The organism is Haloferula luteola, assembly GCF_014201715.1.
GTDB lineage: Bacteria > Verrucomicrobiota > Verrucomicrobiia > Verrucomicrobiales > Akkermansiaceae > Haloferula > Haloferula luteola.
Genome location: NZ_JACHFD010000003.1, coordinates 105366 through 122203 on the forward strand (window position 1 = coordinate 105366; position 16838 = coordinate 122203).

Consider the following 16838-nt stretch of genomic DNA (forward strand, 5'->3'; position numbering starts at 1 on the left):
ATCAAAGGTTGGGGAAATCGGTGAATTCCAGCTCCATTTGGGAACTGTGGGGTTGAAGGGGAGGCACATGTTCGTGATCGACACCGGGGATCGCATCGAATTTGCACTCCGGCCAATAAACGGCGCGGGCGATCTTTCCCGCGCCCTTGTTCTCGGACTTGCTCCACACATAGCCCGACGATACCTCCGCGGTAAGGCATCTCCTCCCAGAGGAGGCTACCATGGCTCTCCGCGAGGCGTCGTGAGTCTTTCGAGATCCGGATCGGGAGCTTTTTCTCCCGGTGCCAAGGCACTCGGCTCAGGGGGTGGGCCGTAGCGATGACGGTGCTGGCGCAGCGCGGGGATCAGAATCTTCTTTTCCTTCCCCTCGCTCGGCCCGCCGTGAAGCTTGCAGGTGATGTTATAGATCAGGGGAAAATCGTGCTGCGGAACCTCCCAGTCGGAATGGTAGGCCTCCAAGGCCACTTTTATCACTTCCAAACGCTCACAATCGATAGGATCAGGCACCCAGAAAAATCCTTCCTTGAGCGCCATCTCCACTTCTTCCCGGTCCAGCACTTCATAGTCGCCGATCTTTTCCCACGCCCGGAGGCAGCCCATCACGCCGCTGAACTCTCCTCCGTCTGCAATGTAAAATTGCATGCAACCTCCGAAACCTGACCAGAACGCCGGAAGCCCCCCGATCTGCTGACTGAAACGGAGTTGCTGGCCGTACTTGGCAATCACCTCTTTCTTGAGCACCGGGTGGTACCCTCCTTCCGCCGGAGTTGACTCAGTCACTTCAAATCCCTCCGGCCAGTCACCGCCGCGGTAGAGCTGGCTTTCATCGATTCCGAGCCGATTCATCCACTCCCGGCAGATCCTCACGCATTCCTCCCGGCTCGCCAGCGGCTTGACGACCGCCATCTGGTGTTCGTCCCTATCGAATCGATCAAACGAGGCATACCCGAAGAAGAGATAGCGCTTCCGGGCCACGCCCCCGGCCCCGAGCCAAGGTGGCTCGGTGGTGTGGTAGTCCACGGCGCCGTCCTCTTCCGGACCCGGATCATACTTCGGATTGGGCACCATCCCGCGCTTCTTGGCTTCCTCGATGACAAGGGTGAGGTCCAGCGGCTTCTCCACCACCCTGCAGACCGGGGCCGGCTTGTGAAACCACTCGCAATCGGTGCTCCACACCAACTCCTCGAACCGGAGGTATCCCGGATCGCGCGATCCCAATTCGTGCCGGGGCACCAGACTGATGGGGATCTCCGCTGCCAAAAGCGCGAATCCAAGTAGTGGGAAAACAAGAACCAGCGTTCGGAATGCGTTCATGGAATCAAAGGTTGGAAAAATCGGTGAATTTTAGCTCCATTTGGGAACTGTGGGCTTGAAGGGGAGGCACATGTTCATGATCGACACCGGGGATCGCATCGAATTTGCACTCCGGCCAATAAACGGCGCGGGCGATCTTTCCCGCGCCCTTGTTCTCGGACTTGCTCCACACATAGCCCCACGATTGGACCACGCTGCCATCACGATAGGCAACATCCTCCTGCGGATACATCATCGCCTCACTGAGCAGCGTGCCCATGCCCGAATGGAGGCGGATCTTCGAGACATAACCGCAAAGCACCCGCAGGTTGTTACCAAAGGGCAGGGTCCCGTTCGCCTGGCAGGCGGCGAAGATCTCGTGATTGTTGGCGTCGGGGCAGGTGTCCGAGAGAGGACTGCATGTCATGAGGAACATCCACTTGAGTTTTCCTCCCGCACCGTACTTCGGGATGCTGGCGCTGCGGACCCAATAGGTGGCACCCGTGTCCCGGTTCAAGGTAAGCGGATAGTAGTGTGAGGGGCCCGTCGTGAAAGTGCCGTTTCCGAACGGAACGGTTCCACCTGCCGATGCAACACCATGGCCCATGAAAAACCCCATATCGTAGTCGTTGAATGGGTTGCTGCCTGAAGCAAAAGCCGCAACAGGGTTGGAAATGTTGTCACGATTCTTCGAGTCTTGTTGCCAGAAAAGGCACTTCCATCCTTTGATGTCCCCCAACCCGGGCAACTTTCGGTTATTGGCGTTCTTGGCCCGTCCTCGGATTTCGTCGGTAATTCTGTCGAGAGAGCTGAGTTTTTTCCAAGGGCCCCACGCATTGGGTATCGGCGTTCCGCCCGTGGTTGTGAAGTGCTCCATCCAGGTTTCGCGATAGTTGGAGTACGAGAAATTCTCCCCCCATCCGCCCTGGGGTTCTGTGAGAATGAGCGCTTTATGGGTGCGCACACCAGCATTGACGAAGTGCGTGGTGCCTGTTAGCCCAGCGCCTCCTACTTCAAGATCGACTTGATAACGACCGGCCGGGACGGGAGTGCCGCTGGAATTCGTCCCATCCCAAGTTTGCCGAATCTCTAAAGGATATTCGTCTGGAAACCAATCCCATTCACGGACCACATTCTCGTTCTCGTCCAGAATTCGGAGAAACGTCATTCCTTGAGGATCTGAGAGGATATCAGCGGAAATCACGGTTGCCGCTGGAAGATCCGGATCAACGGGGGCGATCTGGTTTTCGCTGATCCGGAAGTTCATCGCCAGGTGGCTACCGAAATCGAGCGTGAAAGAGGAGGCTGCAGAGCGCAGAATCCCGCCAGTCTGTCCGTTGGATGTTGCCGGCTGGTCAGTCAATGAGTCCACCACGACGTGGGCGGTGTGGGCTCCCGGTGAGAGATACCACCAATCGACCTCGCCAATGAATCCATTTCCCGAGTCACTGGGTCGGCACCTGCCATGCACCTCACCATCAATCACCAAATCAACCGCATTGGCACTGATGCCAGCGGGTAGATTCACAGTGACAAGAAACTGACGCGGTGCGCTGCCTTGAAGAACGGGAGCCAGTGTCGCGCCAAAGGTGGTGATACCGTCGCCGCCACTGGGGTCGCTGGGAATGGTTGGGGTGTCCTGATGCAGACGCACCCGGTAAAAGCGTTTCGGAGCGTGAGTGAACTGTCCCCAAGTGCCGATGTCTCCGATGACCGGAATCTGCTTTGCGCAAAGTTTCCAGTTCACGAGATCATCAGAACCTTCGATGTCGTAGAGCGAATCTCCCTCGCCCTCCCACGCGAGAAGGTAGCGACCATCCGACAACCGCTCCTGGAAAAGGATTTCTGGTGCGCTACTGAGGGAGCACCACATCCATCCAGCCACTGCCGGGTTTCCATCAGACAAACTCCCTTCATCAAAGGAACTTTTCCCGGTGGTGTCGCTATCGTCTGGATCCTCTTTCGGTGGTTTTTCCTCCGGCCCACGCCTGAGGACTCCGCGGCTTTCTAGCAGCAGATGGAAGCGGTCCAATTTCTTGGCGTCGCTTTTCCTCTCGGCGGGGATCGCGGCCGCACGGGAGGCCTTCGCCTCCGCAGGCGACAGGACGCGAGGTGGGCTATCCGCTTCGTAGGGATTTCGGAAGCCGAGCATCTCCTCGTAATTGCTCACCCCATCGCCGTCGGCATCACCATCGGGGTGATTGGCGATGTTGGCTTCGAACGTCTGGCCGCTGTGATGGCGGGCGAAAATGGCCTCCCAAAGATCGTCCCATCCGTCCCCGTCCATGTCCCCGTTATGGAGATGGAGGCGACCAGTGGGTGGAATCCGCTTCTGCACCTCAGAAGAGCTGGGTTCGGCCAACAGGAGCGAAGATGGCGAGATAACCATGCCGACAATTACAGACGGAATCGAAAGATATTTTTTCATATATTTCCTAATGGGAAAAATAGCGAATCCAAAACCTCCGCAGGTGTTATGAAACACAAACGGCGCTGACAGGATCATCCCCAACGACAGGCACAATGAAGCCTCTCCGAAAAAAACGAAGCCTCAAAACCACGTTGGATATGAACAGGTAACAACCGCATCGACCGCATGGCAAGCATGAAGATGCCTCTTGGCAAAATCAGGCCCCAATTGGATATCACGAGGCAAACCGAGAGACAAACAGACCCAGATATCTCCCCATGTAGCGAGCGAGAATCATGCTCGTATCGTCCTTTGCACAGGCGATAGGCAGAGTGACTACTGAGTGTGTGCGGAAGTAGGGCACGACGTCGTGCAAGATGAAAATCAGCCTGCTTTCCTCGTCCTTCGGCACCTCGACAAGGATGTCTATCGAGAGGATGTCGAGGTGAGTCGTGGGCACTTTCATCAAAAGCCGAGTCAAGCGAATCAACGAGGAACCCGACGAGTTGGAGACGGGACCTTTTGCCCCCGCGGAACATGCCACGGACCTCTCCGATCTCGCCGATGTCGAACCATCAGGTGTCGAGGACATCACGGGCGATGGGGTCCCCGCCTCGGGCAACTGAAACCGTGCTGAGCGACGACGGTGAGGTCCAATCCATCCGCCTCACTCCTTCCTCCCAAGACTCCCCCCGGCGTTTCCTTCGGTTGGAGGTTTCCGCTCCCTGAAGCTTCCCATCAAATCCAGTCTTTGACCACAGGCCGCAGATTCTTCACATGGCTCGCGGGCCACAGGAGGCATTTCAGTCGAGAAAAGAAACTTCCATTGTCGGGTTTTGCCCGAAAAGCACGTTACTCAAGCCAACCTCGTCGAAGCAACCCTCCTCCCGAATTCTCAAAGCTCCCCCCCCTCTTCCCCAAGCTCCCAAGGATCCACGCTCTCCTCATAAAGAATTCTGCGGGTCTTGCCCACGGCCCACCCACCGACGCATCTCTCTTAACCATCACCCATGAGCACGCTGAGCCAAGACTCTTCCCAGGATCACTCCCCATCTGGAGGGCGACTTCGGAAACTCGTTCAGAATTCGCCGTGTTCCCATCGATACGGATGCCATGCGCCGCCTGCAACCTTGCGACCCATGAAAACTCCCCTCTCAGCCTGCCGAGGACTCACGTGGATTCTCTATTTCCTCGCGGCCACTTGTGCCTTCTCCAGTGCTCGACCGCGTGTCTTGGTCACCACCGACGGTGAAGCGGACGACCGTTGCTCCATGGTGAGATTCCTTCTCTCCTGCAACGAATTCGATGTCGAAGGCATCGTCAACAGCAGTTCCCAGTTCCACTGGCAAGGAGGACAGGGGTGGAATGCCTTCCATGACCCGACATGGGTCAGGGACTCCGTGGGGCTCTATCAAAAGGTCTACGACCAACTTCGAATTCACGATCCCGCCTATCCCCATCCCGACCTTCTCCTTTCAAAGTGGAAGATCGGAAACATCCAAGGCGTCGGTGAGGACCAGGAACGCAGCGAGGGAGCCGAATGGATTGCCCAAGTCCTGCTCGATGATTCCGATACTCGCCCACTCTGGATTCAAGCCTGGGGCGGATGCAACACCCTCGCTCGCGCCTTACGAATCATACAGGAAGAACACCCCGATCGCATGACCGAAGTGGCGACCCGCCTCCGGCTCTTCCTGATTTGGGAACAAGATGAAACCTATCAGAAATCGATCCGCCCCGTTTGGGAACCCCTGGGAGTCACCACCATCATCTCGGATCAGTTCGATTGCATGGCCTACATCTGGCCCAAAGTTCTTCCTGACTCCGTCAAAACTTACCTGGAAGCGGATTGGATGAAGAAACATCTCTTGCGCGGGCATGGCCCTCTCGCCTCTTCCTACGAAGCCCTTGATGGGGCCTTCCACGCTGAAGGTGATACGCCTGCCTTCCTCCATGCCATTCCCAATGGTTTGCGCAGTCTGGAATCACCTGCATGGGGGGGATGGGGTGGACGCTACATTGAAGTTCGACCGAATGTCTGGATGGATCCCCCACCTGCCCCAGATTGGAAACACCCCGAGGGTCAGATCTCCATCCACAACAGTTGGTCCAAGAAGCTCGAAAACGTGACCGACCCTGCCGAACAGACTCTTCGAACCCACTACTTCAAACCCATCTGGCGCTGGCTGCCTGCCGTGCAGAATGATTTTGCCGCCCGCGCGGATTGGTGCGTCAAGGACTACGCTTCTGCCAATCATCCCCCACAGGTGAAATTGAAGGACACTCCGCTCGACCTCTTCGCTGTCCCCGGAGAAACTCTCACCCTCGACGCCTCCGCAACTCGCGATCCCGATGGCGACTCTCTTCAATTCCAGTGGTGGGCGTACCTCGAAACCAGCCAGATCTATCCCCAGAACCACGAATGGGAGTCCTCTCCCAAAGTGACGTTGACCTTCCCCGCCAAAGCCCAGCCGGGAGAAGCCCTGCACATGATCTGCGAAGTCACCGACAACGGATCTCCTCCCCTCACCCGCTATCAGCGCGTCGTCATCCGAGCGAAGAAGCCTTAAAATTTACCGGATCGACTCGAAGCAAGTCCACCTCACGTAACCACCTCAGCCCCGCCCGATACAGAAGACTCCCACCGAGAACGCAATCCATTCCCATTTCTTGCTGAATCCTAAAATCGAAATGAGGAAGGATTCATGGTCATCCATCGCACGAAAAACTTACGAATTCTTCCGTTCATCGCAATCACGGCCGTTCAAGCTGAAGTCATTCCTGGCACTCCTGATTTTCCGACTCTGAACATGATGACCTATGGAGGTAAAAACCTTCGGGAGGCCCTCACCCTCACCCTCACCCTTGCAGGTGTGCCGCTGTGACCCGACGATCGATCCCGATAAGGCCCAACTGACCTTCTCTGCGAATAAGGCCGCCACGGATTTCATGATTACCCTCGTGAAAGAAAAATGCATCTCGCAGCCCACCCTTAGCGACGCTGCCGAGGTGAGGCACTCCCTCGTTGGAAAAACTTATTCTCTCAACTTTCTCGCCGTTCATGGAGAGATCCGACTACGACGGAGAATTCCGGTTTGGCGAGCTGCTAGAATCCCAGTGGTTCATTGTAGTGGCTTCGCCTAAAAGTCTCTGCAACGGTCGAGGCACCATGGGATGGATGAGAACCATACTACTCGGCGATATCGGAAATCGACTCGATATTAGCGACACTGAACAGGAGATCGCTTCCCTTAAGGAAGTTCAAAAATGCACCACCAAGTCGATCTCGGATCGAGAGGATCAGATCGATCAACTTCTTAGGGAAGTGGGAACCCAGAAACTGGCCATCCAAGCCCTTACGAGATTCATCGTCTCTAAAGGCATCATCCTTCAGGATGAATTGGATGATTTTATCAAGGAAGTCGACGCGGAGGATGGAGTGATCGATGGCCAAATGACGATCGATCCTTCGTCACGGCGCCTCCACTTCCCGAAGAAATCAGTTGAAGACGGAACGTTCCGAAAAATGCCCCCCCAGAAATAACCTACGGCATCGAAGTCGAGCGTCCCCCCCACAGAGTTGGACGGGGAAATAGGGAAACTGGGGGCTGACGAACAAACGTTCCCATGAGACCGGCGCAAGGTCTTAGTCCGACCACGATCCTCCCCTCAAACGGTCAGAGTCCGATCCAATAATCACCGAAGAATCTGCGGCGACTCATCGCTGGCCTGCCCACCAAAACCATCAAGAGAACGAATCCTGACTCCGTCGTATTCCTGTAAATCTCGGTCGCCACGAGGCGCGGGCAAGCGATCAGGGTCTTCATTTCCTCGTCACGGCCTGACCGAGCCATGGCCAACGCCATCGGCTACGGCGCCTTGTTTCGAATTTTGAGCACCGCCCATCAGCTTCCCAACCGCCAGACGCCATCGCTCGGTCCCAAGCGAAAGACTTCGCCTTCTTCCACTCGTCCACAAGACAACATGCCGTTCCTCCACTCCACCCAGCGAGCGCCGTGGGGATTCAGGTAGGCCCCGGTATTGATGACCAACTTTCCTCGGCGATGCCAAATTCCGTGATGATGAAAATGCCCAATCACCAACACCTCAGCCCGTGGAAAATACGTTTCGGCAAACTTCGCCGCTTCATCCGCTTGGCAGGCCCAGACCCGAAGAATTTCCAACGCGCGACGCGGTGGATTCACCGCATCCAGTGCGCGACGAAAAATCGTGCGGCCCTTGGGGATCCCAGGAGGCTTGAGCGTCCGTGCGATTTCCCGAGCCAACATGAGTCGGGCGGTGGCATCATGCTTCGCTTCTTGATGCTCTGCCCATAGGACTTTCAACTGCTCCATGCGGGCAAACGCTTCACGACTCCAAGGTGAGCCGCCCCACATCACGGCATCGCCGTGGCAGGCCACGATGCGACCCTCGCACCATTCCACCCAACCCTTTCCCGACCAACCTGGATCGTGATTCCCAGAAAGAAATACCGTCTCCACTCCCAGATCGGCACAGAGCCCTTGCAAATCATCCAGTAGGGCCTCCGCCCGCGGCCGAAACACTTTGGCAAGCTCCTGCCAGGTGTCGCCATTGAAGACCACCGTCGCGACCCCTTCCAATAGGGGCCGGAGCTGTTCCACCGATTGAATCTTCGACGCCGGATGCCCGAGATGAAGATCGCTTAAAATGCGCACCGGTTCTCTCATGCTTCTGGAAGACGTTGCCGAACTGCTTCATACAAGCACACCCCGGCCGAGACCGAAACGTTCAGGCACTCGACCTGACCCGCCATGGGCAAGCGCGCGAGGAAATCACAATTCTCCTCAGTCAACCGGCGCATCCCTTTTTCCTCCGCCCCCATCACCAAGGCCAGCGGCCCCTTCAAATCCAATTCATACAAGGACTTCTCCGCCCGGTCGGAAGTCCCCACAAACCACACTCCGGCATCTTTGAGCCGCTCCATCGTCCGGGCGAGATTCGTCACCTGAACAAACGGCACATGATCGGCGGCCCCCACCGAGATCCGACGCACCGTTTCCGTAATCGCGACCTGTTTGTCCTTGGGGGCGATCACCGCGTGCACCCCAGCACCATCCGCGGTTCGGAGAATCGCACCGAGATTGTGTGGATCCTGCACGCAGTCGAGAACCAACAGGAAGGGCACCGGAGTCTCTGCCACAATGCGCATCAACTCCTCCTCAACCATCGAAGGCACGACGATCTCCGTGGCAGGTTTGACGTGGCGGTTTTCGCGGGCTTCGCGCCCCGGGCGTTTTGGTTTCACGCCCGCAGCATGGAAATGCCCATGCCCTCGCCGCAAGCCGATTGCCCGTCGCGGAACTTGAAACTTTTCACCTGAGGCTGGAGGCTTGCCCGAAGTGACCGACGAGCGCTTCATCCCCTTCTCCCTCCAGCATGGACTTATCGCCCTGGGAGGCTTCATCGCCATCGCTATATGCGTCGTGGCCGGACGACGACGGGGCACTCCCGAGCGAGTCGCCCGAGCCCTCCTCACCTTCATCACCCTCGGCAGCTACGCGGTGTCCCAATGGGCGTGGTCACAGGTTCCTAGCGAGGTCTCGCTCGACAACCTGGTTCCCTTTCACCTTTGTGATATCGCCTCCTTTATCGCCGGATTTGCGCTCATCACTCGCCGTCGCACGCTCATCCTCCTGACCTACTTCTGGGGCTTGGCTGGAACCCTTCAGGGAATCGCCACACCGGCTCTCGACTTTGCCCCACCCCACCCGGTGGCCATCGCCTTCTTTCTCCAACATTTTTCGGTGATTGCCGCGGCCGTCTATTTCCCTGCAGCCGAGGGATGGCGGCTCGCCGAACCCTGGTGGCATGAGCCTCTCAAGGCCTTTGCCTGGCTCAACGTCTATGTGGTCTTCGCAGTCCTCGCCAATGGCCTGCTGGGCACCAATTTCGGCTTCCTTGCCGCCAAGCCGACGACGCCGTCCCTTCTCGATCACCTCGGCCCCCACCCCTACTATATCATTTGGTTGGAGATCATCGCACTGGTGCTTTTCGCCCTGCTGTCCCTCCCGGTTCGAAAGGGTCATCGTGGCTCCCCATGATGCCCCCCGCGCCCCTTGCCTCTTGCCACAAGCCGCGGCCTGCCTGAATGTCCCGCCGTGCCCCAGCCCGCAGGAAACGAACAACGCAAGCGAGTCAATGTCCGACGCCCCGATGTGATGAAAGTCGTCACTGAGGAGGTCGAAGCCCATTATCGCTCGTCCATCGTCGAGAAAATCCGCACTCACGGCGGCGAGCTGACCCTCGGCAATACCACCATCCGGCTCGCCCAACAATTCGGCTTCTGCTACGGCGTCGAGCGCGCCATCGACCTCGCCTACGCCGCCCGCAAAGTATTTCCGGAACAGCGCATCTTCCTCATTGGCGAAATCATCCACAATCCGGAGGTCAATCGCCAACTTTCCGACATGGGAATCGTCTCCCTGCCGTGGAAACAACTCAGCGAGGATTACGATGCCCTCACCCCTGAGGATGTCGTCATCGTGCCTGCCTTCGGAGCCCCCACTCACTTTATGGACAAGCTCGCGGAGCGTGGCTGCTACGTCGTCGATACCACCTGTGGTGACGTGATGAAAGTCTGGCGCCGCGTCCGCACCTACGCGAAGGAAGGCATGACCTCCATCATCCATGGCAAAGCCGGACACGAGGAAACGCAAGCGACCGCTTCCCGTGCTTTGGGGGACGACGGCACCGGCCACTACGTCATGGTTTTGACCCTCGACGACACCGATTTCCTCTGTCGCTACCTTCGTGAGGGCGGTGACCGCGCTGCCTTTTTCGAGCGCTTTGGCTCAGCCCTTTCTCCGGGATTCGATCCCGATCGGCACCTCGTCCGCGTCGGCGTGGCCAACCAGACGACCATGCTCAAAAGCGAAACCGAAGAGATTCAGCGCCGCGTCAAAAAAGCCGTTCAAGATCGCGATGGCTCGGACGAAAACTTCGTCGTTTTCGACACCATCTGCGGTGCGACCCAGGAACGGCAGGATGCCCTCTTCGAAATGCTCAAAAAGCCGATGGACCTCATGCTGGTCGTGGGCGGCTACAACAGCTCGAACACCACCCACCTCGTGGAGATCGCAGAACAGGAACTTCCGACCTTTTTTATCCGCAACGCCTCCTGCCTGAAAGACCTTGAAGAGGTCGTCCACTTCGATCTCCACCAGAAGTCCGAGATCTCCAGCGCCTACCCAGCATCGGTCTTGGGAGATGGGCCCCTGACCGTTGGAATCACGGCCGGAGCCTCCTGCCCCAATAACCTGATCGAAGACACCATCCTCAAGGTGTTTTCGCTCCGCGGCATCGACGAAGCCGCGGTGCGCACCGCCTGATCAACTTCCTGCCAATCCTTTCAAGATCGCTTGGGCCTCAGCCGACCTCTCGGGTTGATCGGCCTTTTCCGCTACGGTGACCAGACGCTGAAGAAGCTCGACGTCGTTCGGATAGCTCGTCAACCCCGTTTCCAAGGCTTCTAATGCCTTGTCCCACTTTTCTTCAGACGAAAGATAGTCGCTAAGTCTGACTCCCATCGGGGTGAGCACCATCGGAGGCATCATCACGGAGGCACGCCGCTGGTGATCCCGCGCGGAAAGAAACCAATTGTAGGCCGAACCTCGGCTCCCTTCAGGCCCGGACATCGCCAACAATCCGGTCAGTTCCCCGGACATCTCTTCCATCGCATGGAAGCAACGGATCCAGTGCGACTGCTCCCCTCGGGCAGCAGCCACTTGACGGGTTTCCACGAAGGTCGAACCCAATCGCGTGAAATCCTGCACCAGAACGCCCGCCGCCTCCTGATCGCCTTGCTGCATCGCGAGCTGGGCTCCGACCGCCGTCGAAAAAGCCTGGAACGACCACACCGCCAAGGTGTGATCGCGTAGCCCCTTGGTTTCCTCCACCGAAGGAAGGAGCTTCCTCGCCTCCTCCAAATCTTCCTGTCGCCCCCGGCGCATCAGGATTCGCGCGGGAAGAGTTTTGCCTTCCCACAAGAGCATCCGAGCCCCGTCCGAAGTCGCCCGATCCACCGGCACTTTCACCCCTGCCAGAGCCTTGGCGGCGGCCAACGCGGTCTCGTAGTCGCCCTTGCTCGCCAGCGCGACGGCTCGGTAAGACTCCGCTTTGGTCCAACCGGGGCAATCCAGAGCTCCCAGACCCGTTGATTCCATCCACTCCGAATATGCGTCCGCCGCCCAGCCGAAGGCCTGTTGGGCCTCCTGATGATGCCCACTGCGCCATTCAAAATGACCAAGTAAATGGAAATACGGTGGAAATTCCGGCGACTCCATCGTCAACCCTCGTGCCATTTCCAGATCCTTCTCCAAATCAGGTGCTTCGGCCCGCATCGCCAACAATGCATAGCGCAAATAGGACAGCTCTGGGTGCTTCACAATCAACTCTCTTACGACCGCTTCCGACCGCTCTTGATCCGGAGTGACGTCGCCCATGATGTCGTAACCGCCCCGCCCCAACAAAGCCTGCAACAAACCCAACTGGGGATCGTTCGGATACTCCTCCGCCGCGCTGGCAAATACCGCCGAGGCTTCCCGGGCACCTTCCTGAATCAACTTTGTCAGGCCAAAAACATAGCGATGTTCCAAATCCGTGCCCACCCCACGGTCCACCAAGCCGAGTATGCGATTGAGGGCCGCTTCCCGTTCTTCACTGAAATCATCACTGCCATGCAGCAAGGCCAACCCCACCCCCCAGTGGGCCATCAGGCAATCGGGATCCCCTTCCAGGGCCTTCACAAAATGACGATAGGCCTCGAAATCCCAACCCGCATGGAGGCACGTCAGGCCATCACATACCGCCTGCTGCACCTCTCGGTTCAGAGCAGTGATGGTCATTTTCACCCCTCCCTTCACAGCGGGCGGAGCGGGATCCGGTAGAGCCGCCACCTGGGGGGCAATCAACGCCGCCACCTCAGGCATCGCAGGTACTTCCTCGGCCACCACGGCGCCAACCATCAAGCAAGCCATCCAGGCAAATCTCATGGGCCGGACGATGCGGCGATGCCCCCCGCTCCTCCAAGCAAAATGAACACTCGCCCGCCGCGTCCTGACCGCTCTAACCTCCCGCGCATGAAGCTCGGAGTCATTGGATGTGGAAAAATGGGCACCGCACTGGTCGCCGGCGCCGTTCGCGCAGGCGCACTCGGCGCGGATCAAGTGATCGGCTTCGATCCCCACCCCGCGGCTCGCGATGCTTTTGCCACCGCGACTGGCAGCCTTGCCGCGGCCTCGCTCAAAGACCTTGCTGGGTGCGATACGCTTCTCCTTTGTACCAAACCCCAGCAAGCCGCCGCAGCCCTATCCGCCCTGCGCGAGTCAGCCACCACGGAGGGATTGCTGATCTCAGTCGCCGCCGGTCTCACGCTCGAATGGCTGGGCCAACACGCCCCCAGCGGTTGGCGCCACATCCGCTGCATGCCCAATACCCCTGCCCTCGTCGGAGAAGGGGCCGCGGGCTTCGCCTGCTCGAAAAACGCCACCGAAGCCGATCGGCAAACGGCTCACGATTTGCTCGGCGCCGTCGGCAGCGCTCATTCCCTTGCCGAACCTTTGCTCGATGCCGTCACCGGGCTCTCCGGCAGCGGGCCAGCATTTGTTTTTCTGATGATCGAAGCCCTCGCCGACGGCGGCGTCCGTTCCGGCTTGCCACGCGATATCGCCCTCGAGCTCGCTGCACGCACGCTTCGCGGCGCCGCCACCATGGTGCTTGAAACCGGCCTCCACCCGGGACAGCTCAAGGATCAAGTCACCTCGCCCGCAGGCACGACCATCGCCGGCATCGCCGAATTGGAAGCCCGAGGCCTCCGTTCCGCGCTGATCGAGGCCGTCACTGCCGCCACCCGCCGCTCTCAGGAACTCGGCCGATCCTGATTTTCGCTTTCCGCTCCTCATTCCAACCTTATAGCTTCCCGCCATGCGTTTGAGCTTCGCCCTCCTTCCCCTCGTTGCCCTTTTCGCCTCCTGCGGAAATGATGCCGACTTGCCCCCCATGATCAGTGCGAGTTCGGGCAATAACCAACGCGCTGACGCCCTTTTTGCCCAGGCCCAGGCCGCCGAACAGGCCGGAAAGACCAAAAAGGCCATCAAGCTCTACGACGAAATCGCCGACAAGATCGCCCTCTCCGATAAAGCTCCCGAAGCACGATTCCGCCAGGCGAAGCTGCTCGACGAAAGCGGCGAAACCTTGGATGCCTTCGATGCCTATCAGGAACTCATCGTCCGCTATCAAGGAAGTGGGCTCTATCGCCAGGCCTTCCAGCGCCAAACGGAAATGGCCTTTTCCGCAGCCGATGGTGGAATCAAATCGAGCTTCCTCGGACTCAAATCCAAGCTCGCCGCCAACAAGGTCATCGAGATGCTGAAGAAGGTCGCATCCAACGCCCCACGCTCGACCACTGCCTCCAAAGCCTCCTTCAAAATCGCCGAACTTCTGGCAGGTGATGACAAAATCGACGAAGCCGTCAGCGCCTACCGGCATGTCGTGGTCGAATACCCGAGCTACGCGGAGGCTCCCGAAGCCCAATTCCGCATCGGCGAAGTTCTCCTCTCAGAAGCCCGCGATGGCAATCAGGACCAAGCCAACCTGGATCGAGCTGAAGACGCCCTGCGCGATTACCTCAGCCAATTCCCCGGCCATCGCCGCAATGCCGAAGCCCGAAAGCTCCTCTCCAGCATCGGCGGGCGCGACCTTCAAAACACCTTCGACATCGCCAGCTTCTACGAGAAGAAGGGCGATGCCGCTTCCGCCAAGTTCTACTACCAGGAAGTCATCCGCCGGTCCAAGTCCGGCGCCCTTCACGACAAGGCTCAAGCCCGACTCTCCGCCCTTGGCGGTCAATGACGCCCACACCGCCCTTTCACCATGCGCCTCCTCGCTTCCTTTCTCGCCCTCGTCCTCGCCTCCTGCGCGGGCTACAGTCTCAACGGCGCCAAGCCGAAGTCGCTTGAGAACGTTCGCAGCATCGCTGTGCCGATGTTCAAAAACGACACCTTGCAGCCCCGCGCCGAGGCCCTTGCCACCTCTGCCGCGGTCGACGCCTTGGTGAGCGATGGCACCTACCGCATCGGCACTCGCGAAAACGCCGACGCCGTCCTGGAAGGCACTGTCTCAGAAATCGAGTACACCCAAATCCGCTCCACCCCGCTCGATACCCTTCGACCCTTGGAAATTCAGAATCGAGTCGCCATCCTGTGGATCCTGCGGGATACCAAGCCCCCCTTCGACATCCTCGCCTCGGGAACCTCTTCCGGGACCTCCCGCCTGTTTGTCGATTCCAACCTGCAGACCGCTCGCACCAATTCCCTGCCTGACGCCCTCGAGCGTGCCAGCATCACGATGGTTTCCCGGCTCGCCAACGGCTACTAGGAAGAGCAGGCCCCCTTCGGCCCGCCAGCTTCCCCGCACCCATGATTTCCTTTGTTCCCACCCCGATCGGCAACCGTGACGACATCACTTTGCGCGCCATCGAGGTGCTCAAGACCGCCGACCGAATCGCCTGCGAAGATACTCGCCATTCCGCACCTCTCCTTGCCCACCTTGGCGTGACCGGCAAGCCCTTGGTCTCTCTCCACGAGCACAATGAGACCCGGCGCATCCCGGAACTTCTAGCCGCCGCTCGCCTCGGCGAAAACATCGCTGTCATCTCGGACGCCGGCATGCCCGGGGTCTCCGATCCCGGATACCGACTCATCCAAGCCTGCCTTCAGGAAGACCTTTCCTATCAGGTTTTGCCCGGTCCCTCCGCCGTCCTCACCGCGCTCATCGGTTCAGGCTTTCCCTGCCACGCTTTCCACTTCCTGGGGTTTCTCTCGGTGAAAAAGGGCAAACGCCTAACCGCCATGCAGGGCGCCCTCGAAACTGAGGGCACCACTTTGTTTTTCGAAAGCCCCCATCGCCTCACCTCGACCCTCGAAGTCCTGGCTGCCGCTCACCCAGAAGCGCGCTGCTGCGTGGCTCGTGAACTCACCAAAAAGTTCGAGACCTACCATCGTGGCACCGCTGCGGAGCTGCTCACCCATTTCCAGGCCCACCCGCCCAAGGGCGAAATCGTCTTTCTCATCGCTGGTCGCTGACCCTTTGCCCCTCCATTTTCCTCGGAGCGGCGATCCCTGATCCCATCTTCCCATGCCTGCTTTCTCCACCTGCTGGAACAATTCCCGCCACACAGACGGCGAAGCCATGATCGATGAAATCCTCGATCTCGGCTTCACCGAATTGGAGCTCTCGCATGGCATGACCGTCACCAAGCTCCCCGGCATCAAAAAAGCCTTCGAAGATGGCCGCTTCACCTGCCTCGGCGTGCACAACTACTTCCCGTCCCCCGTGGAAGTCATGATCGATGCCCCCGACGCTTACGAATACACCTCCCACCGTCTCTTCGACCGCCAACGGGCCATGGAAATGACCCGCCGCACCCTCGATCTCGCCGCCCAATTCAAGGCTCGTTACGTCGTCCTCCACATGGGATCCGTCCCGCTCAACCCCAAGAAGTGGACCAAACGTCTCACCTCGATGGTGGCCGAGGGCCAGCGCGATACCCCTCAGTTCGCCAAAGAACGCATCGCCTTCGTGAAAAAGCGCGAGAAGATCGCCCCTCTCTATTACCACCGTGCGATCCACGCCCTTGAGGCCATTGCTGAAATGGCGCGCGAACTCGATCTCATGCTCGCCATTGAGTCGCGCTCCCGCTTCGAGGACATGCCCACCGAACGGGAAATGCTCCAACTGCAGGAACATTTCAAAGACCACCCTCACGTCAGCTATTGGCACGACTTCGGCCACGTTCAATTGAAGCACAACCTGGGTTTGCTCGACCATGTCGAATGGCTCTCTCACGTTTCCCCCTACCTCTATGGCGGCCACGTCCACGATGTCCAATGGCCCGCCCGCGATCACCGCGTCCCATTCACCGGGGAGCTCGACTACTCCGAACTCCTGCCATTCTTCCCTCAAGGCTGCCCCCTGACCTGGGAACTCTCTCCCACTCGCCGTTCGGAGGAGATCCGCGAGTCACTCGCAGTCTGGAAACACAAATTTCCAGACCGATAAAGAGGATCACCACCCAAGTTACCCCGAAAAACCCCAA

Annotated in this window: 18 protein-coding genes; 11 read left to right on the forward strand and 7 right to left on the reverse strand. The window is 58.7% G+C overall.

Features of this window, described 5'->3' with window-relative positions:
- Position 1: 1 nt before the first annotated feature.
- The 4 genes from HNR46_RS03895 to HNR46_RS03910 form a co-directional block, all read right to left on the reverse strand.
- A complete protein-coding gene (locus HNR46_RS03895) occupies positions 2-223 on the reverse strand; it encodes a hypothetical protein (RefSeq protein WP_184015999.1) in 222 nt (73 codons plus the stop codon).
- Complete coding sequence (locus HNR46_RS03900) at positions 217-1314, reverse strand: hypothetical protein (protein WP_184016001.1); 1098 nt, start codon at positions 1312-1314, stop codon at positions 217-219. Before HNR46_RS03900 ends, HNR46_RS03895 begins: the two co-directional genes overlap by 7 nt.
- Positions 1315-1318: 4 nt before the next feature.
- Positions 1319-3682, reverse strand: coding sequence for a FlgD immunoglobulin-like domain containing protein (locus HNR46_RS03905; protein ID WP_184016003.1), 2364 nt, complete (start codon positions 3680-3682; stop codon positions 1319-1321).
- 256 nt (positions 3683-3938) lie between these two features.
- On the reverse strand, positions 3939-4169 hold the full coding sequence (locus tag HNR46_RS03910) for a P-loop NTPase family protein (RefSeq protein ID WP_184016005.1): 231 nt from the start codon (positions 4167-4169) through the stop codon (positions 3939-3941).
- Here HNR46_RS03910 and HNR46_RS03915 point away from each other — a divergent pair.
- From HNR46_RS03915 to HNR46_RS03930, 4 genes are all read left to right on the forward strand, one after another.
- Positions 4156-4329: a hypothetical protein gene (locus tag HNR46_RS03915; RefSeq protein WP_184016007.1), complete on the forward strand. Its 174-nt coding sequence runs from the start codon at positions 4156-4158 to the stop codon at positions 4327-4329. The two genes, HNR46_RS03910 and HNR46_RS03915, sit on opposite strands and share 14 nt — an antisense overlap.
- Positions 4330-4842: 513 nt before the next feature.
- On the forward strand, positions 4843-6273 hold the full coding sequence (locus HNR46_RS03920; RefSeq protein ID WP_184016009.1) for a nucleoside hydrolase-like domain-containing protein: 1431 nt from the start codon (positions 4843-4845) through the stop codon (positions 6271-6273).
- Positions 6274-6408: 135 nt separating this feature from the next.
- Positions 6409-6588, forward strand: coding sequence for a hypothetical protein (locus HNR46_RS03925; RefSeq protein ID WP_184016011.1), 180 nt, complete (start codon positions 6409-6411; stop codon positions 6586-6588).
- Between the two features lie 176 nt (positions 6589-6764).
- The gene (locus HNR46_RS03930; protein WP_184016013.1) at positions 6765-7247 is read left to right on the forward strand and encodes a hypothetical protein; all 483 of its coding nucleotides are present in this window, start codon (positions 6765-6767) and stop codon (positions 7245-7247) included.
- 361 nt (positions 7248-7608) lie between these two features.
- Here the strand turns inward: HNR46_RS03930 and HNR46_RS03935 are convergent, their stop codons facing one another.
- Complete coding sequence (locus HNR46_RS03935; RefSeq protein WP_184016015.1) at positions 7609-8412, reverse strand: metallophosphoesterase family protein; 804 nt, start codon at positions 8410-8412, stop codon at positions 7609-7611.
- Positions 8409-8927, reverse strand: coding sequence for a 23S rRNA (guanosine(2251)-2'-O)-methyltransferase RlmB (gene rlmB / locus HNR46_RS03940; RefSeq protein WP_343076015.1), 519 nt, complete (start codon positions 8925-8927; stop codon positions 8409-8411). Before rlmB ends, HNR46_RS03935 begins: the two co-directional genes overlap by 4 nt.
- Positions 8928-9084: 157 nt before the next feature.
- On the opposite strand from rlmB, the gene HNR46_RS03945 reads away from it, so the two are divergent.
- Entirely contained in the window at positions 9085-9786 is a 702-nt protein-coding gene (locus HNR46_RS03945; protein ID WP_184016019.1) for a TMEM164-related integral membrane acyltransferase, read from the forward strand.
- Positions 9787-9843: 57 nt separating this feature from the next.
- A complete protein-coding gene (locus HNR46_RS03950) occupies positions 9844-11073 on the forward strand; it encodes a 4-hydroxy-3-methylbut-2-enyl diphosphate reductase (protein ID WP_343076009.1) in 1230 nt (409 codons plus the stop codon).
- Here the strand turns inward: HNR46_RS03950 and HNR46_RS03955 are convergent, their stop codons facing one another.
- Complete coding sequence (locus HNR46_RS03955; RefSeq protein WP_184016021.1) at positions 11074-12735, reverse strand: tetratricopeptide repeat protein; 1662 nt, start codon at positions 12733-12735, stop codon at positions 11074-11076.
- Between the two features lie 87 nt (positions 12736-12822).
- Between HNR46_RS03955 and proC the strand changes: the two genes are divergently transcribed.
- The 5 genes from proC to HNR46_RS03980 are packed head-to-tail and all read left to right on the forward strand — an operon-like array spanning position 12823 to position 16801.
- Entirely contained in the window at positions 12823-13623 is an 801-nt protein-coding gene (proC, locus tag HNR46_RS03960; RefSeq protein WP_184016023.1) for a pyrroline-5-carboxylate reductase, read from the forward strand.
- A 43-nt stretch (positions 13624-13666) separates the two neighbouring features.
- Complete coding sequence (locus HNR46_RS03965) at positions 13667-14593, forward strand: tetratricopeptide repeat protein (protein WP_184016025.1); 927 nt, start codon at positions 13667-13669, stop codon at positions 14591-14593.
- 21 nt (positions 14594-14614) lie between these two features.
- On the forward strand, positions 14615-15118 hold the full coding sequence (gene lptE, locus HNR46_RS03970) for an LPS assembly lipoprotein LptE (protein ID WP_184016028.1): 504 nt from the start codon (positions 14615-14617) through the stop codon (positions 15116-15118).
- 41 nt (positions 15119-15159) lie between these two features.
- Positions 15160-15825 carry a 16S rRNA (cytidine(1402)-2'-O)-methyltransferase gene (gene rsmI, locus HNR46_RS03975; RefSeq protein WP_184016030.1) on the forward strand — a complete coding sequence of 222 codons (666 nt, stop codon included), beginning with the start codon at positions 15160-15162 and terminating at the stop codon, positions 15823-15825.
- Positions 15826-15877: 52 nt separating this feature from the next.
- A complete protein-coding gene (locus tag HNR46_RS03980) occupies positions 15878-16801 on the forward strand; it encodes a sugar phosphate isomerase/epimerase family protein (protein WP_184016032.1) in 924 nt (307 codons plus the stop codon).
- Positions 16802-16838: the final 37 nt, after the last annotated feature.

What these genes read in the sequence shown, in the direction of transcription:
- proC (WP_184016023.1), top strand. Translation starts at nt 12,823, where the DNA reads ATGAAGCTCGGAGTCATTGGATGTGGAAAAATGGGCACCGCACTGGTC.
- HNR46_RS03935 (WP_184016015.1), bottom strand. Translation starts at nt 8,412, where the DNA reads ATGAGAGAACCGGTGCGCATTTTAAGCGATCTTCATCTCGGGCATCCG.
- HNR46_RS03910 (WP_184016005.1), bottom strand. Translation starts at nt 4,169, where the DNA reads ATGAAAGTGCCCACGACTCACCTCGACATCCTCTCGATAGACATCCTT.
- lptE (WP_184016028.1), top strand. Translation starts at nt 14,615, where the DNA reads ATGCGCCTCCTCGCTTCCTTTCTCGCCCTCGTCCTCGCCTCCTGCGCG.
- HNR46_RS03925 (WP_184016011.1), top strand. Translation starts at nt 6,409, where the DNA reads ATGGTCATCCATCGCACGAAAAACTTACGAATTCTTCCGTTCATCGCA.
- HNR46_RS03905 (WP_184016003.1), bottom strand. Translation starts at nt 3,682, where the DNA reads ATGGTTATCTCGCCATCTTCGCTCCTGTTGGCCGAACCCAGCTCTTCT.
- HNR46_RS03930 (WP_184016013.1), top strand. Translation starts at nt 6,765, where the DNA reads ATGGAGAGATCCGACTACGACGGAGAATTCCGGTTTGGCGAGCTGCTA.
- HNR46_RS03980 (WP_184016032.1), top strand. Translation starts at nt 15,878, where the DNA reads ATGCCTGCTTTCTCCACCTGCTGGAACAATTCCCGCCACACAGACGGC.
- rsmI (WP_184016030.1), top strand. Translation starts at nt 15,160, where the DNA reads ATGATTTCCTTTGTTCCCACCCCGATCGGCAACCGTGACGACATCACT.
- HNR46_RS03965 (WP_184016025.1), top strand. Translation starts at nt 13,667, where the DNA reads ATGCGTTTGAGCTTCGCCCTCCTTCCCCTCGTTGCCCTTTTCGCCTCC.
- HNR46_RS03900 (WP_184016001.1), bottom strand. Translation starts at nt 1,314, where the DNA reads ATGAACGCATTCCGAACGCTGGTTCTTGTTTTCCCACTACTTGGATTC.
- HNR46_RS03920 (WP_184016009.1), top strand. Translation starts at nt 4,843, where the DNA reads ATGAAAACTCCCCTCTCAGCCTGCCGAGGACTCACGTGGATTCTCTAT.
- HNR46_RS03895 (WP_184015999.1), bottom strand. Translation starts at nt 223, where the DNA reads ATGGTAGCCTCCTCTGGGAGGAGATGCCTTACCGCGGAGGTATCGTCG.
- HNR46_RS03955 (WP_184016021.1), bottom strand. Translation starts at nt 12,735, where the DNA reads ATGAGATTTGCCTGGATGGCTTGCTTGATGGTTGGCGCCGTGGTGGCC.